Source organism: Gemmata sp. SH-PL17 (assembly GCF_001610855.1).
Lineage (GTDB): Bacteria > Planctomycetota > Planctomycetia > Gemmatales > Gemmataceae > Gemmata > Gemmata massiliana.
On the sequence record NZ_CP011271.1, the window covers coordinates 5,345,202 to 5,360,427 of the forward strand.

Annotated in this window: 14 protein-coding genes; 10 read left to right on the top strand and 4 right to left on the bottom strand. The window is 64.7% G+C overall.

Going from position 1 to position 15,226, the window contains the following annotated elements:
* Nucleotides 1-108: 108 nt before the first annotated feature.
* Nucleotides 109-324, bottom strand: coding sequence for a transposase family protein (locus VT84_RS21925; protein WP_052552000.1), 216 nt, complete (start codon nucleotides 322-324; stop codon nucleotides 109-111).
* A 297-nt stretch (nucleotides 325-621) separates the two neighbouring features.
* Here VT84_RS21925 and VT84_RS21930 point away from each other — a divergent pair, with 297 nt between their 5' ends.
* The 5 genes from VT84_RS21930 (at nucleotide 622) to VT84_RS21950 (ending at nucleotide 8,173) form a co-directional block, all read left to right on the top strand.
* A complete protein-coding gene (locus VT84_RS21930; RefSeq protein ID WP_162271802.1) occupies nucleotides 622-1,803 on the top strand; it encodes a tetratricopeptide repeat protein in 1,182 nt (393 codons plus the stop codon).
* A gap of 114 nt (nucleotides 1,804-1,917) precedes the next feature.
* Complete coding sequence (locus VT84_RS21935; RefSeq protein WP_082840996.1) at nucleotides 1,918-3,042, top strand: NAD(P)/FAD-dependent oxidoreductase; 1,125 nt, start codon at nucleotides 1,918-1,920, stop codon at nucleotides 3,040-3,042.
* A gap of 206 nt (nucleotides 3,043-3,248) precedes the next feature.
* Entirely contained in the window at nucleotides 3,249-5,165 is a 1,917-nt protein-coding gene (locus VT84_RS21940) for a GTPase domain-containing protein (protein WP_082840997.1), read from the top strand.
* Nucleotides 5,162-7,063 (top strand): GTPase, encoded by a 1,902-nt coding sequence (locus VT84_RS21945; protein WP_082840998.1) that lies wholly within the window; start codon nucleotides 5,162-5,164, stop codon nucleotides 7,061-7,063. Before VT84_RS21940 ends, VT84_RS21945 begins: the two co-directional genes overlap by 4 nt.
* Before the next feature lie 159 nt (nucleotides 7,064-7,222).
* Nucleotides 7,223-8,173 carry a CHAD domain-containing protein gene (locus tag VT84_RS21950; RefSeq protein WP_052552013.1) on the top strand — a complete coding sequence of 317 codons (951 nt, stop codon included), beginning with the start codon at nucleotides 7,223-7,225 and terminating at the stop codon, nucleotides 8,171-8,173.
* 128 nt (nucleotides 8,174-8,301) lie between these two features.
* On the opposite strand, the gene VT84_RS21955 is transcribed toward VT84_RS21950, so the two are convergent.
* Complete coding sequence (locus VT84_RS21955; protein WP_162271803.1) at nucleotides 8,302-9,975, bottom strand: glycosyltransferase family 39 protein; 1,674 nt, start codon at nucleotides 9,973-9,975, stop codon at nucleotides 8,302-8,304.
* A gap of 120 nt (nucleotides 9,976-10,095) precedes the next feature.
* Between VT84_RS21955 and lipB the strand changes: the two genes are divergently transcribed.
* The 5 genes from lipB (at nucleotide 10,096) to holB (ending at nucleotide 13,825) form a co-directional block, all read left to right on the top strand.
* Nucleotides 10,096-10,839 carry a lipoyl(octanoyl) transferase LipB gene (lipB, locus tag VT84_RS38760; protein ID WP_157469699.1) on the top strand — a complete coding sequence of 248 codons (744 nt, stop codon included), beginning with the start codon at nucleotides 10,096-10,098 and terminating at the stop codon, nucleotides 10,837-10,839.
* Nucleotides 10,817-11,785 carry a lipoyl synthase gene (gene lipA / locus VT84_RS21960; protein ID WP_082841000.1) on the top strand — a complete coding sequence of 323 codons (969 nt, stop codon included), beginning with the start codon at nucleotides 10,817-10,819 and terminating at the stop codon, nucleotides 11,783-11,785. Before lipB ends, lipA begins: the two co-directional genes overlap by 23 nt.
* Nucleotides 11,748-11,990 carry a biotin/lipoyl-containing protein gene (locus tag VT84_RS21965; protein ID WP_162271804.1) on the top strand — a complete coding sequence of 81 codons (243 nt, stop codon included), beginning with the start codon at nucleotides 11,748-11,750 and terminating at the stop codon, nucleotides 11,988-11,990. The genes lipA and VT84_RS21965 overlap by 38 nt, the downstream gene beginning before the upstream one ends.
* Nucleotides 11,991-12,160: 170 nt before the next feature.
* Nucleotides 12,161-12,802 (top strand): dTMP kinase, encoded by a 642-nt coding sequence (gene tmk / locus VT84_RS21970; RefSeq protein WP_082841001.1) that lies wholly within the window; start codon nucleotides 12,161-12,163, stop codon nucleotides 12,800-12,802.
* Nucleotides 12,803-12,811: 9 nt separating this feature from the next.
* A complete protein-coding gene (holB, locus tag VT84_RS21975; RefSeq protein ID WP_082841002.1) occupies nucleotides 12,812-13,825 on the top strand; it encodes a DNA polymerase III subunit delta' in 1,014 nt (337 codons plus the stop codon).
* Nucleotides 13,826-13,902: 77 nt separating this feature from the next.
* Here holB and VT84_RS41065 read toward each other — a convergent pair whose 3' ends face one another.
* Nucleotides 13,903-14,580, bottom strand: coding sequence for a hypothetical protein (locus tag VT84_RS41065; RefSeq protein ID WP_239465436.1), 678 nt, complete (start codon nucleotides 14,578-14,580; stop codon nucleotides 13,903-13,905).
* A 4-nt stretch (nucleotides 14,581-14,584) separates the two neighbouring features.
* Nucleotides 14,585-15,193 carry a nicotinate-nucleotide adenylyltransferase gene (gene nadD, locus VT84_RS21985; RefSeq protein ID WP_082841003.1) on the bottom strand — a complete coding sequence of 203 codons (609 nt, stop codon included), beginning with the start codon at nucleotides 15,191-15,193 and terminating at the stop codon, nucleotides 14,585-14,587.
* Nucleotides 15,194-15,226 lie beyond the last annotated feature (33 nt).

Below are 15,226 nucleotides of genomic sequence, written 5' to 3' on the forward strand. Positions count from 1 at the left end.
GCGAACCCGGTGCAGGTTGTTCTCGGTGGACTAGCGCGTGCGGTTCAGGGATAGCAGGCGCGGGGCACCGGCGTCGAGCCGGCGCAGGAGGTTGGAGAGGGTGGTTTTTCACGAGGTCTTGGCGGACCGGAACCCGAGGGCGTGTGCCAGTGGAGTTCCGTGGTCGCGTGCAAGCTGGGCGACGGTTTCCAGAGACCGCATGCCCGCGAGGGTGCCGACGACCATGAGGTTCAACAACACCGGGAGCGGGTATCGGCGACCCGACGGATCGCGCGGATCGGGAATCGTGGCCAGAACATCGGCCAGCGACGGCGCGACTTCCATACCGGTCTCCGATATGAGGACCGGCGACGAAATACCCGAACTTTACCCAACTGCCGAGACCAACGAACTAAACGACCCTGCAGGGATCTTCTCAGATTGCAATTTCGGGCTCGGGCGGCAATACGCGGTTACTCGTTCGCGGGGTGAGCTACTGTTTTCCAGGTATTTCGCACCATGTACGACGCCCGTGCCCCGGAATTTCAGGCGCGTGCTTCCGTGAGCGAGCCCAAACGCGATTCTTCAAGTCACAACCGTGACGCAAGTATGCTCGCTCCCATTCCAGCCCGTGTACTCCCAATGACGAACGCCCTCACGCGCCGGCACGCACAGCGTGCCTCACTCCTCCTCGCGCTCCTCTCCGCTGGCGCGTGCCAGCGCCAGGAACCCGCCCCCGACCCGAATCCGACAGCGCCCCAGGCGAACGCGCCCGAGCCGCCGACCGACGACGGGGTCTCGGAAGACTACGCCGTCCTGGAACGGTGCTGGTACGAGAACCGAAATACGGTCGGTTTTCTCAGAACGCGGGGCGAGAAGCAGGCCCCCGTGTGGAAAGTCGCTGGCGAACGCGGCTCGAGCAAGGCGATGGTCCTTTATGCCCGGTTTCTACAAGAGAGCACCGACGCACCGACGGCCTCCACCGAAGCCGTGACGTGGTTCCGCAAGGCCGCGGAATGCGGGAACATGGATGCGATGTGGCTCCTGGGGCGCTGTTACTTGGAAGGCCGGGGCGTTGCAAAGGACGCGACTGCAGGGGTCAAGTTGTTCTGCAAAGCCGCGGAACTCGGCGGCGTCAAAGCGATGGGTCATCTGGGTTTATGTTACACCAACGGCGGTGTACCCAAGAACCCGACCGAAGCCATCAAGTGGCTCCGCAAGGCGGTGGAACTCGGGGACACCAACGCCATGTGCGGTTTGGGTGCCTGCCACGCCAAAGGTGAGGGCGTGCCGAAAGACCCGGCCGAAGCGCTCAAGTGGTTCCGCAAAGCCGCGGAACTCGGAAATACTGAAGCCATGCGTGCTCTGGGTGCGTGTTACTCCAATGGCGAGGGCGTAGCGAAGAACCCGACAGAATCGCTCAAATGGCTCCGCAAGGCCGCGGAACTCGGAAATACCGAAGCCATGCACAATCTGGGTGGGTGTTACGTCGCCGGCGAGGGGGCGCCGAAGGATCCTACGGAGGGTGTCAAGTGGTTCCGCCGGAGCGCGGAACTCGGGAACACGGGAGCAATGGCCCACATGGGGCACTGTTACCTGCTCGGCGCGGGGGTCTCGAAGGACTCGGTTGAGGGGCTGAAGTGGCTCCACAAGAGCGCGGAACTCGGCAACCCGTGCGCCATGCACATCCTCGGCGCTGGATACATCGAAGGGCTAAAAACGACCAAGGACGCGACAGAAGCCGTGATGTGGCTCACCAAGGCCGCGGACCTGGGATGGGCCGAATCCCGATACATTTTGCAGCAACTGGGTGCCGGTCAGTGACACCGCCCGCCAAACCGTGCCTCTATTCACGCACGGCTACCAAGAGTACGCATTAGGGGTGATTAGCGACCCGATACGCGATTCCGGCGCTGCGCCCGCTACAACAACCGCATCATGGCGAAGCACCCCGATGTGGCGATTATTGGCGGCGGGATCATCGGTCTCACCTCCGCGTACTTTCTCGCGAAAGAAGGGCTGTCGGTCGCGGTTTACGACCAGTCCGACTTCGGCAAAGAGGCGTCGTGGGCCGGAGCCGGGATCATCCCCCCCGGTAACCCCGACCGCGCCGCGACACCGGCCGACAAGCTCCGCGGGATCGGGTCCGTGCGCTTTCCCACTTTTTCGGCCGAACTGCGAGAACTCACAGGAATCGATAACGGGTACCGGCTTTGCGGCGGGATCGATTTCCTCGAACCTGAAGACCGCGACGTCCCCACCGTGTGGCACGCGGAAGGCATCGCATTTGAGCGCCTGTCACTCGCTGGTGCCAAGCGCCTCGAACCGCTCGGCGAAGTCGAAGGAGAGCCGTACCTGCTGCCCGCGTGCGCTCAGGTGCGCAACCCGCGTCACTTGCGTGCCCTTATCGCGGCTTGCGAGCGCGTGGGAGTGCGTCTGAACGCCAATACCGGCGCCGAAGCGTGGGAACTCGGCGCAAATTGTATTACGTCTGTGCAACTTGCAGGGGGGGGACGTGTAACCGCGGGGCGGTTTCTGCTCGCTGCGGGCGCGTGGAGCGAGTTGCTCCTGCGCCCGCTCGGTCACCGTCCGCACGTCCGCCCGGTACTCGGGCAGATTGCGCTTCTAAAAGGCCCGAGTTGTTCCCGCGTGCTGATGCTCGGCAAACGGTACCTCGTCCCACGCGGCGACGGACTCACGCTCATCGGTTCTACCGAGGAACCGGAAGCGGGCTTCGAGAAGCGAACCACGGCCGCGGGAGTGGAAGAGTTGGTCGCGTTCGCGCGCCGAACGGTTCCGCCACTCGCCGAAGCGACGCTCGAAATGTCGTGGGCCGGCTTGCGGCCCGGCTCACCAGACGGGTTACCGTTCATCGGAAACGTACCGGGATGGGACAATGCGTTCGTTGCGTGCGGGCACTTCCGCGCCGGCGTGCAACTTTCGATCGGCACCGCACAAGCGATCACCGAATTGCTCACCGGCAAACCAACGAGTGTCGATTTGGCCGCGTTCGCACTCGACCGAACGCCCGATACGAGCAAGAAAAGCGCGTTCCGGTCGTGAGGTGCAGCACTTTTGATGGGCTTCACAGGATTCACACGATGGAAAACGCGGCTTCGTTTTGATCCTGTTTATCCCGTTAATCCTGTCAAAAGCTCTTCTACGGTGCGCAACTAAGCCCTCGAACGCACTAACCCGCCGATCCGGTCAAAAACACTTCCGGTCCCGTCGCTCCGGCCGTTCGGCACCGAGTCTGCAATAATACCCCCATGCAACCGACCGAACACCGCTCGGCCGTGGGTCAGTTGGCCGACGACCTCCGCTGGCTCGAAGACCACTGTCGCCGGCAGCCCGAACTGGCCGCCCACGCGGGCACGCTCCGGCTCGCGTCCGCGCTCACGCGCAACGTCATCGGGCCGTTCCTCGAAGGTCAGCCCACGCGCCCGCTGCACGTCGCGGTCGTCGGCGGGGCCGGCGCGGGCAAAAGCACGGTGGTGAACTTCCTCGCCGGTGATAAAGTCGCCGAAGCGAACCCGCAGGCCGGGTTCACCCGGCACCCCACGGCGTTCCTGCCACCGGGACCGGCCTTCCAGTGGCCCAGCTACATCGGTTTCATGGGCCAGATGCACCGGCTCACGCAGGACAAGCCCGCGAGCGCGGACGAAGACGTCTATCAGGTGAAGCGCATCGCCCCGCCCCCCACGGCCGGCGGAAAAGACGGGTACACGCACCCGCTCGGCGAGTTCGTCATCTGGGACTGCCCCGACATGACGACCTGGGCGTCCGAGGGCTACGTCGCGCGGCTCATGGAGGTCGCGGCGCTCGCGGACGTGATCGTGTACGTCGCGTCCGACGAGCGCTACAACGACGCGGTCCCGACGGAGTTCTTGCACCTGCTGGTGAAAGCCGGCAAAGCGGTCGTCGTAGCGCTCACGAAGATGCGCGCCCAGGACGCGGACTCCTTCATCGAGCACTTCCGCCAGGAAATTCTCGGCCGGTTACCGAAATTGCCCAATGGCGAATTGCCCGCGGTGCCGGTGGTGGCGATCCCGCACATGAGCATGGCCGAGCGGACCGACCCGGCCGGCGCCGGCGCGCGGTACCGCGTGCAGTTGTTGAACCAGATCCTGGTGCAGTGCGAGAGCGACGACGCCACGCGCGCCCGCACCGTCACCAACGCCGCGAAGTACCTCAGCACCGCCGGGGACGGGCTGCTCGACGTCGCCCGGCGCGACTTCACGGAACTCGAATCCTGGAAAGCGACCGTGGGCGCGGGGAAGACCGCGTTCGAGGAGCGGTACCGGCGCGAGTACCTTTCGGGCGAACAGTTCCGGCGCTTCGACCGGTTCCGTGAGCGCCTAACCGATCTACTCGAACTCCCCAGTGGGGGGCGCGTGATCGGCGGGATCTTCTGGGCGCTCCGCACCCCGTACCGCTGGACGCGAGATTACGTCTTTGGCCTCCTCGCCCGTCCGGACGTGCTGAACCTCTCGGAACAAACGGTGCTCACCGGCGCGCTCACGGGCTGGCTCGACATGCTCCAGGCGGAATCGCTCCGCAAGTCCGGTTCGCACACGCTCTGGAAGCAGATCGCGGTGCGGTTCGATTCGGAACTCGGCCCTCAAGCGCGCGACCGCTTCGCCACCGATTTCCGGGCCTTCGAGCTAAAGGAATCCGAAGACCTGGAAGAGACGGGGAAGGCGCTCGTGGACGGCCTGGAGAAGAACCCCGCCCTGCTTTACACGCTCCGCGGCGGGAAGCTCGCGCTCGATCTCACGATCATCGGTAGCGTGGTTTATTTCACGTGGCCCCCGGGGTGGCTCCTGCTGCTCATCCCGTTCGGCGTGTCGGCGTCGCACCAGTTCGCGGAACTCGCGACGCGCGCGGTGGCCGAAGGCGCGCGCCGCCGGGTGCGTTCCCACCGCGAGCAGTTGGTCACGACTTCGCTCTCGTCCCCGCTGGCCGCGTGGCTCGCGGAATGGCCCACGACCGGCGGAACGTCGTTCGAGAAGCTCCAGCAGGTGCTGCGGCGCGTACCGGAATCCATCCGCCAGATGGAAGACCGCGTGAGCGCCAAAGTCGCCGCACTGACCGCCTTGAAACCCGCCCCGCCCCCGGTGCCGAACTCGGATAATCCGGGAAATACGTCCCCCACTCGCCAGCCCACGGAGCCGCCGACCGCATGAGCGCTGAAGAAGAATCCGGCGGTGCCAGCCCCCCGCATACCGAAATGCCAGAAACCGCGCCGCAGCCGTTGTTGCGGACGCTCGCGCCCCTTTTGCGCGGGCTAGAGCGCCCGCTGCGCGCGTGGCTCGATAGCCGGCGCAAGTTCCCGCTCTCGATGATCCAGCGCGCGGAACTCGAAGGGCTGGCCGACGACCTCCGGCGCCAGGCCGAAACGCTCGACGTCGAGAAACCGCTGCTTGTCGTCATGCTCATGGGCGGCACCGGCGTGGGCAAATCCACGCTTCTCAACGCGCTCGCGGGGGGGCCGATCGCCCAGGCGTCGTTCACGCGCCCCACCACGCGAGACCCCGTGGTCTACTTCCACCACTCGGTGAAATCCGAGCGCCTCGACCCCGCGCTCCGCGTGTGCCGGCTCGTGCAACACGACCGCCCCGGCCTGGAACAGAAGATCATCGTCGATACGCCCGACATCGACTCCAACGACCTCTCGAACCGCGACAAACTCATCGCGCTCCTGCCGGTCGCGGACATCGTCTTATACGTCGGCTCGCAGGAGAAGTACCACGACCGTCTGGGCTGGGATCTGTTCAAGGAACAGCGCCAGCGCCGGGCGTTCGCGTTCGTGCTGAACAAGTGGGACCGCTGCGTGACCGGCGAGAGCGGCGTTCAGCCGGACGAAGACCTCCTCGCCGACCTAAAAGCCGAGGGCTTCCAGAACCCGCTCCTGTTCCGCACAACGGCCCAGTTGTGGCTCGATGCGGCCAAGGTTCACAGCGGGAGCGGACTTCCGCCAAAACCGGCCGATCTCCCGGAAGGCGAACAGTTCGGGCTGCTCCGCAACTGGCTCGAACTCGGGCTTACGCGCCTCGAAATCGAAGCCGTCAAAGCACGCGGCGTTGGCCAACTCCTGGTGCAGATCACCCGCATGGCCGAAACCGTGCGTCCGCCGGACCTGAGCGCGGAAGCCGAAAAGGTCAAAGCGTCGTGGGAACGCACGCTCGCCGAAGAAGCGGACGTGCAGGCGGACGTACTCGTCGGCACGCTGGAGCCGTACCAGACCGAAGTGGAGCACCACTTCAGCGTGGAGGACCAACAGCGGTTCCGCGGGCTGATGGCCGCGTACCTGCAACTCACGACGCGCCTGCGGTACGCGGGCAGCGGACTGCGCGACCGCATCCCGTTCGGCAACCTGAAGGGGAAACTGCTCGGGGGCCGCGTCGAAACGCCGGTGGAATGGAACCTCGGGGCATTCGTGCAGGAATGTGCCCGGACCGCGGGCGAGCGCGTGCTCGATCAGCGCACAACGGCCCTCACCAACCGCTTGCTCGTCGAGGGCGAAGCGAAGGGGTTCCCGCTCACGCTCCTCACCGACCCGGTCGGCTCCGCGGGCCGACTCGACTGGCGCGAGAAGATCACGCGCTCGGTTATCGAAGCACTCGCCGAGGTCGAGCGCCAGGCCACGCACCCGACGGGCTTCAAGCGCATCGTTCGCGGAACGCTGAGCTTGCTCGCGAACACGCTGCCGGAAATCGCGCTCGTGTCCACCACGGGGCTGTTGCTGTGGAACTTCTTCATTCACGGCGAAACGCCGGATCTCTTCCGCATGTCGTTGGTGGCGCTGATCCCGCTCGTCGTCATCATCGTGTTGCACTTGCTCATTCTGCTGCTATTACCGGTGCGCTGGCCGGCCATCCGGCACGAGTTCCGGAAGCAACTGGGCACGCGCGTCGCGGCCGATTTGGGGCGCGCGTACCTCACCATTCCGGGCGAGGTGTGCGACGCGATTCAAGAAGAGCGGAAGCAGGTCGACGGGCTGATTGGCGAAACGAAGCAGGTGAACGACTGGCTGGCCGAGCGCCAACAAGCGGCGCGAGTCGCGGAACTGTACGGGAAGTGAGTCTCCGTATAATTCAATGACCGAACGAGCAAATCGTGTGATCGCGGTTTGCTCCAAAAACTAGATGTCGTCACGACGCACCTCGAATCGCGAGAACGAAACGTCGGGCCGAACGAGCCGCCCGCGGAGCGAGCGGACCATACCCGGAAGGCGGGACACATGGCCGAAGGAAAATGGATCTCGGGACTGAAACCCGGAACGCCGATCGCGGACGCAGCGCGGGTCGTGCTCACGGAACGGTTCGCGGTGGTGCGGCAGTACCTCCCCCTCGCGGCTAACAATCCCTATGAGGATGTCGAGTACGTTCACCAACTCCGCGTGGGGACGCGCCGCACGGGCGCCGCACTGCGTGCGTTCTCGGACGCCCTGCCGCGGAAATCGCTGAAAGCCACGAAAACCGCACTCCGGACAATTCGCCAAGCCGCCGGCGACGCACGCGACTGGGACGTGTTCCTGGCCTCGTTACCCGGCGCGAAGCCCTTTGGCACGGCCACCGCGAAGCCCGCACTCGATTTCCTGCTCGGTTACGCATTCGGCCAGCGCACTGCGGCGCAAGCGCGCCTTACCGCGACGGAAACCGAAACCGGTCCGGAGTTTCTGACGCTCAGCGAGAACCTGCCCACGCGCACCCGCGAACCGGACGGCACAGACGCGCCCACGAATTTCGGCGAACTCGCTGTTCAACAGCTCGGGGCACTGTTCGCGGAGCTCACAGCGAGTGCGGAAGCGAACCCGACCGCCCCGCACGACCTGCACGCACTGCGGATCACCGCAAAGCGCCTCCGCTACGCGATCGAGATCTTCGCGGGGTGCTTCCCACCGTACCTCAAAGAGACGATTTACCCCTGCGTCGAGCGCGTCCAGGAACTGCTCGGCGAAGTGCAGGACGCGCACGTGGGTATCGCCCGTTTGGTCGATATCCGTGCGATCGTGGGTGATGTAGCGCCGAAGCAACTCACGCGCGTGAAAAAGGGCCTGGACGCGCTGGCGACTTCACTCCGCGGAAAAATCCCCGCGGGCACGAAGGTGTTCGCGTCGTGGCGCAAAGAATGGCTGGGCCTCATGGCCGCGCTCAAACTCGAAGTGGTCGCCAGCGTCGTGACTGCGTGACATGTGAAACGCAAAGACAATCAGAACCGCAGATGACACAGATTACGCGGATCAGAACCAAGAGTGCATTTGGCACACTCTGCTTGGTTTTATCTGCGTGATCTGCGTTATCCGCGGCTCTGATTGTTTTAAGGCATGACCCAATCGGACTTGAGTCGATAGACGCGCACGCGGAGGCGCGGGGAATCGCGCCCGGTGACCGGTTCCACTCCGCCGTAAAAGGTCGGAACTGTCTTCGCCGAGAGCCAGTCGTCGCACTCCACGTCGCCGAGCGCGTCGGCGACCCACTCCGACGGGTGCGAGACATCGAAGCCCGCATACGGTCTGGGGAAGTAGTCGCCTTCCGGGTACAGCGGGAGCACCACGAAATCGCCCGCGCGCGCGACCGTTTGCTTCGCAATCAGCGGTTTCATTCCTTCGCGCTCGCAATAGAACTGGAACCCCCAGTGCCCGACGAACCACACCGTTTCGCCGTCCCGACGGTTTCGCGTGTAGTGCGTTGCTCCCTGCGCGCACACTTTTTCCGGAAACGCATCAAGAGTATCGAACGCGGCCACGAGCACGCCCGCTCCGGCACCGATCGCCAGCACCCAACGCGGCGGCCTGCGCTCTGGGTGCGCACGAATAATCAGCGCGGCCGTGCGCGCGGCGAGTATGCCCATCACAAGGCTCACTCCGATCACGCGCCGGGCCGCCGGGAACGGCGTTAACCCCAACGCCGCGACCACTTCGATTACAAACCAACCGACGAGAAACAGGGACGAGCGGCTCAGGCGCGGGCTCAATCCCTTCCGAATACGAAGCAACAAAATGCACGCGCAAGCCGCCACCGCAGCCAGCCACACGGCTCCGCTGACCTGCCAGAACCCGGTTGCCACCGAGAAGCCGTTATCGATCACAGTCCAGCGTCGCGGAAGAGTCGCAACCAACACGAACCCGGCACACCACGCGACCGCAATACCCGCGACCCACTGGCGCGAAACGCGCAACACGCTAGCCGCGAGCAACCCGGCGCTGGCCGCCAAGCACCCCAAATACGCCGTGAGCGGCGCGATAAGATCGAACTTTGTTTCGAGCGTCTCCCACAATCCCTCACCGTTCCCAGAAGATCGCGCGTGGAACATGAAGTGTGACCGCCCGTACTTCTGCACGAGCCACAATTCCCAGCCGACGAACACGACCGCACACACACTTGCCGCGAGTGCCGCCAACCCGAACTGCCTATGAACGAGGCCAAACCACACGATCACAGCCGGCGCTACGAACGCGCTGTACTTCGTTTGCATCGCCAGTCCCGCCACGACACCCGCAAGGACCGCTCGCCACCAGCTTTGCAGCGTCGCGGCGCGAATGAACAGTTCCACAGAAGCGAGCGCGAGCGCAACGGCCGGTACGTCGAGCATCAGGTTTACAGCCGGAAGTACCGCGGCGGAGAGCATTAACAGCGGAAGCGCAAAGTTCTCTGTTCCGCGTGCGAAACGAATCAGCAGTAAACGCAGCGTCCAACTTAGTAACAGCAAAAAGGGAAACAGCCACAACTTCAATAGCCCGATGTGTTCACCGAACAGCTTCACGCCAATCGCGAGCCAGTACGGAACAACCGGCGGGCAAAGCACTTCCATCGCGGGATCGGGCTGGTTCCACCAGAAGAGGGAGAAACCATACGGATCGGCGGGAGCGGTCGCAATGTGTCGGGCGAACAGGACATAGGCCGTGTCATCGACCGTCACCGGTTTGGCGACGTTCGCCACCGTGACCAGCGCAGCCAACACAAACGGGTGGCAAAAAGAACGCCAAAACAATGCCGACTCCATCAGAAAGACGTGTCCTTCCCGGGGTGACTTCATCTGGGTGATGGCCCCTCCGTGTGGTAAACTACCAGCGTAAGAAGTGTTTTCCACTTGTGACATGAGACGTTCGCGGTGACCGAGCGGCCGGAACAACCCGATTTCGCCCCCGAGCGAGTTCTCTCGGCGTACCTGCTCGGTGCCTTGGAGTTCGACGCACTCACTGCGCTCCAGCGCCGGCTGGTCTACGACATCAGCGGCGACCGGGACACCGCGGCCCTGATTCTCTGCGAGCACCCACCGGGAATTACGATCGGCCGTGAAGGGAGCGTGGCGCACGTTCGCCCTAACACGAACGCCTTGGCCGCCCGGCGCTGGCCGGTGCGGTGGGTGGGGCGCGGCGGCGGCGTGATGCTGCACCAGCCCGGTCAGGTCGTGTGCTACCCCATATTCCCGCTCGACGCCCTCAACGTCACCGCCGGTCGGTACGTGACCGAGCTTCAGGCCGTCACGGTCGATCTGTGCCGCGAGTTCGGCGTCGAAGCACTCCCCGACCCGGCGCGGCCCGGCGCCAGCGCGAACGGTCGGCGCATTGCGCATATCGGAGTCGCGGTCCGAAGTTGGGTCAGCTCCTTCGGACTGATTGTGAACGCGAACCCGGACCTCGAACCGTTCCGAGACGTGCGGTGCGACGGTGATCCGGCGCCCATGACCTCTCTTCAGCGCGAAAGTTCGCTCCGCGTGCGCGTGCCCGGCGTGCGCCAACGTCTCCTCGAACTGATCGCGGCGCGGTTCGGCTTCACCCGCGTTTCCGTCTTCCACAACCACCCCGCGGACCTCCCGCGGCCGACACACCATGCGCTCCCTCACGCTTCTTGATAAACCCGACGCCCACGAAAGTGGCGCCCACACACCTCTGGGTCCGCGCCCCGCGCGCACGGGTAACCGGCTCCCGCCCTGGCTGAAGCGCCCGCTCCCCACCGGGAACGGCAACAACTTCACCGCGCACCTGATCGAAGACCTGCGGCTCGAAACGGTGTGCGAGAGCGCGAAGTGCCCGAACCGCCCCGAGTGCTGGTCGCGCCGGACCGCGACGTTCATGATTATGGGCAACCTCTGCACGCGCACGTGCAGCTTCTGCTCGGTTCCCAAGGGCACGCCCGAGCACCTGGAACTCGACGAGCCCGCGCGCCTCGCCGAAGCCTCTGTTCGCCTGGGACTGAAGCACGTCGTGATTACGTCCGTCACCCGAGACGACCTGCCCGACGGCGGGGCCATGCACTTCGCGGACTGCATTGCGGCCGTGCGTGCGCGGGTGCCGGACGCGGCGCTGGAAGTCCTCACCCCGGACTTCCTCGGCGACCCCGTCGCCATCGATACCGTGACCGACGCGAACCCCGAAGTGTTCAACCACAACCTCGAAACGGTCCCGCGCCTGCACCGCACCGTTCGCGGGCGCGCGCTGTACCACCGGAGCCTCGGGTTGCTCGAGCGCGTGAAGCGCCGGGCGCCGCACATCGTGACGAAGGCCGGGCTGATGCTCGGGATCGGCGAAACGATCGACGAACTCTTCGACGTGCTGGCCGACCTCCGCGCGATCAAGTGCGACGTGCTGACGCTCGGCCAGTACCTCGCCCCGACCGTGAAGCACATGCCCGTGGCGCGGTTCGTTCCGCCGAGCGAGTTCGATTCGCTGGCCGCGACCGCGCGGCTCATGGGCTTCAAGCAGGTTGTTGCGGGACCGTATGTGCGGTCCAGTTACCACGCGGCCGATATGGTGCCCACCCGTGAAGGAATCCTCGCGAATACCGGTCACAGCGCCTGACCTCGGCGCCCCGCGCGTCACGTTCAGTTTGTGGCACGTCCGGGTCGGCGACCGCGTGACCGAAGGCGACCGCGTCGCGGAGGTGCTGATCCCCGGCGCGATCTTCGATGTGCCCGCCCCCGCGACCGGCACGCTCGTCGAGCGCCTTGTGCTCCCCAACGATCCGCTCACACCCGGCACCGTGCTCGGGGTGATTCAGGAATAGGGCGATCTGAACGAGCCGCGACCGCCAGGGAGCGGGGCTGTGATTCCCAGTGTGTTGGTCGTGGGCGCCGAGAACGTGTTGTGCCTCCCGCTCCCTGGCGGTCGCGGCTCGTTACTGAACCGGTGCCGTTGAGTGCTCGTAAGTTCCCAGACCGTTCGTCGAGGTGGTTCATGCCGCGCCCCGCGTTCCTGTCGCTCGACGGTCTGGACGGCACCGGTAAATCCACTCAGTGCCGGTTGCTCGCGGAGTGGCTCACCGCGCAAAAGGTGCCGGTCACATCGTGTACGGACCCCGGCGGAACCGCGCTCGGCCAGGAATTGCGGAAGTTGCTCCTCTTCGGCCGTGAACACACCATCGCGACCACCACGGAAGCGCTCCTCTTCATGGCGTCGCGTGCGCAGTTGGTAGAAGAAATCATTCGCCCCGCGCTCGATCGCGGCGAGGTGGTGATTTCGGACCGGTTCCTCCTCGCGAACGTGGTTTATCAGGGGCACGCGGGCGGATTGAGTGCGGATGCGTTGTGGCAAGTCGGCGCGTTCGCTACCGGCGGACTGGAACCCGACCTCACACTCGTCTTCGACCTCCCTCCCGACATCGCGGTCGCGCGCCGGAACCGCGAAGCTGACCGCATGGAGGAGCGCGGCGCGGACTACTACGCGCGCGTGAGCACGGGCTTCAAGTACGAAGCCGGGATGCGCCCGGCGAAGTACCGCCTCATCGACGCGGCGCCCGATGTCGATACGGTGCAGAAGGCCGTCCGCCGCGAAGTGAGCCGGCTCCTCAGCGCCCACGGCTGGAACGTGCAGGAGTAGGGAGTCAGCATGTCGTGGGACCGCATTCGTGGGCAAGACGGCCCCCGGAACACGTTTTTCACCGCACACGAAGCCGGGCGCCTCGCGCACTCGTACCTGCTCGTCGGGCCGGAGGGGATCGGTAAGCGCCTGTTCGCGCGCGAACTCGCGAAGGCGTTTCTGTGCGAACGACCGCCCGCGAAACTGACCGCGTGCGATCGGTGCCCGGCGTGTGCGCAAGTCGAAGCGAGCACGCACCCGGACCTGCTCTTTTTGCGCACGCCGGCAGACAAGCACGAACTCCCGGTCGAAGACATGCGGGAGTTCTGTGCGCAAGTGGCCCTCAAACCCACCCGGGGCTCGCGCAAGATCGGCATCATCGAGGACGCGGACGACTTCAATGCGTCATCAGCGAACTCGTTCCTCAAAACGCTCGAAGAACCGCCCCCCGGCGCGCTGTTGCTGCTGATCGCAACCACGACCGACCGGCAGCTCGCCACTATACTGTCGCGGTGCCAAGTGGTGCGATTCGCGCCGCTTACTCCCCCTGACCTAAAAGCCATCCTCGAAGCGCAGGGCATCGAAGACGCGCAGAAGCGCGACCGCCTCGCGCGCCTCGGGAACGGGAGCGCGTCCCGTGCGCTCGCCCTGGATGATGATTCGATCTGGCAGGTGCGACAGAAGCTGATCGACGGGCTCACGTCGCCGCGCCCACAATTTCAGCCGCTCGCCGAGACGTGGAGCAAGTTCAACGAGGACGCCGGGAAGGAGACCGCGGCCCAGCGGATGCGCGCGTCGCTCGTGCTTCAGTTCCTGATCGAAGCAGTCCAGCACGCACTGAAACTCTCATTGAGTGCCACCGTACCCGACATCGACGCGACCGAAGCCGACCGGCTGAAAGCATTCGCCGACCGCGTCGGAACGGACACCCTGATGGAACTGCTGGACAAGTTCGTGGAAGCGGACTTTTACGTCGAGCGCCGGGTGCAACTCATCCTGGTCGTCGAATCGGTGCTGGCCAAATTCCCGCGCGAAAAGGGGTAGCCGAGTAGCAAGAACACGAACGATTCGCGATGGCAGAAGTGATTGGATACCGCGTCGCTACTCGGTTCCAGTATCGCTCACTGCTTGCCCAAAATGTGATCCAAGACCCAGCACCCGCGAACGTGGACCTGAGCGACATCGCGGCAGTGGTTCAACACGTCTTCGTTGTCACAGCCGGCCTCTTGAAGCGCGTCCGCGAGAATGGGCATCGCGCTAAAGTCACGCGACTCATACATTCCGCGACTCAGCAATACCACCGTGTCCGTGCGCCATTCGGGCGCGAACACGATCGACCGAAACGGGCTGCCGAAGATATCGCGCAAGAGAGCCGACTGTGCCCGAAACTCTTCGCGCCGCTCTTTCTTGGCAACTACCCGCCGTACACTTTTTGGAGCGCCGGAAAACTCGCCGCCTACCAGTTCGGGAAAGAGGTATCTCGAAGGTTCCAACGAGCTAAAGAGGCATCTCAAAGGTTCCAACGGGTTCGCGCGCCCCAGGTTTCGCACTGCCCGGTTACGCTCCTCCAAAAACGCCGGTAGCTCGGCCGTCATTTCCTCTGCTGATGCGGTCCCTTCTGCAAACCGTTCCGCGACGTCGAGTGCCCGAGCCGCAATGGGCCACGGCGTTAACCGGTGGCTGATACGCCGACAGCACGCGATAGCGAGCAACTGCTGCTTCCGCGCACTGGGCGCGACGCGGTACTCGCGCACCAACATTTCGGGGATTTCACACGCCAGCCACTCCAGTTCGTTCATCGCATCACCCCGCGACGTAGAGCTTGCGCTCGCGCACGTACTCCTCCACCGCCCGCGGGACCATGTACCGGATGCTCATCCCGTCCGCGGTCGCGCGGCGCAGTTCGCGACTCGCGATCTCGATCATCGGGCACGCGACGAATTGCAACCGCACCGCGTCCTCACTCATGCCCAGCGCCTTCGCGAGCCGGTCCGCGGTCCAGAGCATCACCCCCGGGCGCGGGACCACGACCAGCCCGGCCCGTTCGACCACCAGACGCGGTTCGTACCACCCGGGCAGGTCCGGTAAGCAGTCCGAACCCATCAGCAGGAAGAACTCGTTCCCGGGGTGCCGCGCGTGCAGTTCCCCCAGGGTGCGAGCAGTGAAGCTCGGTTCCGGCAACTCCTTTTCGATCCGGTTCACCTGAAACGCAGAGTGCCCTGCAATAGCCAGTTCGATCATGTCGCACCGCGACTCGAACCGCGTCACGCCCTTGTCAGACTTGTGCGGCGGTTGGTAGCTCGGCACGAACCAGACCTCGTCCAAGCCCGCCTGCGAACGGCACTGTTCGGCGAGGATTAAGTGCCCCATGTGAACGGGGTCAAACGTGCCGCCGAAAATGCCGATACGCATAACGTGTTCCAGCCGAATCCCGCCCTTGTGGGC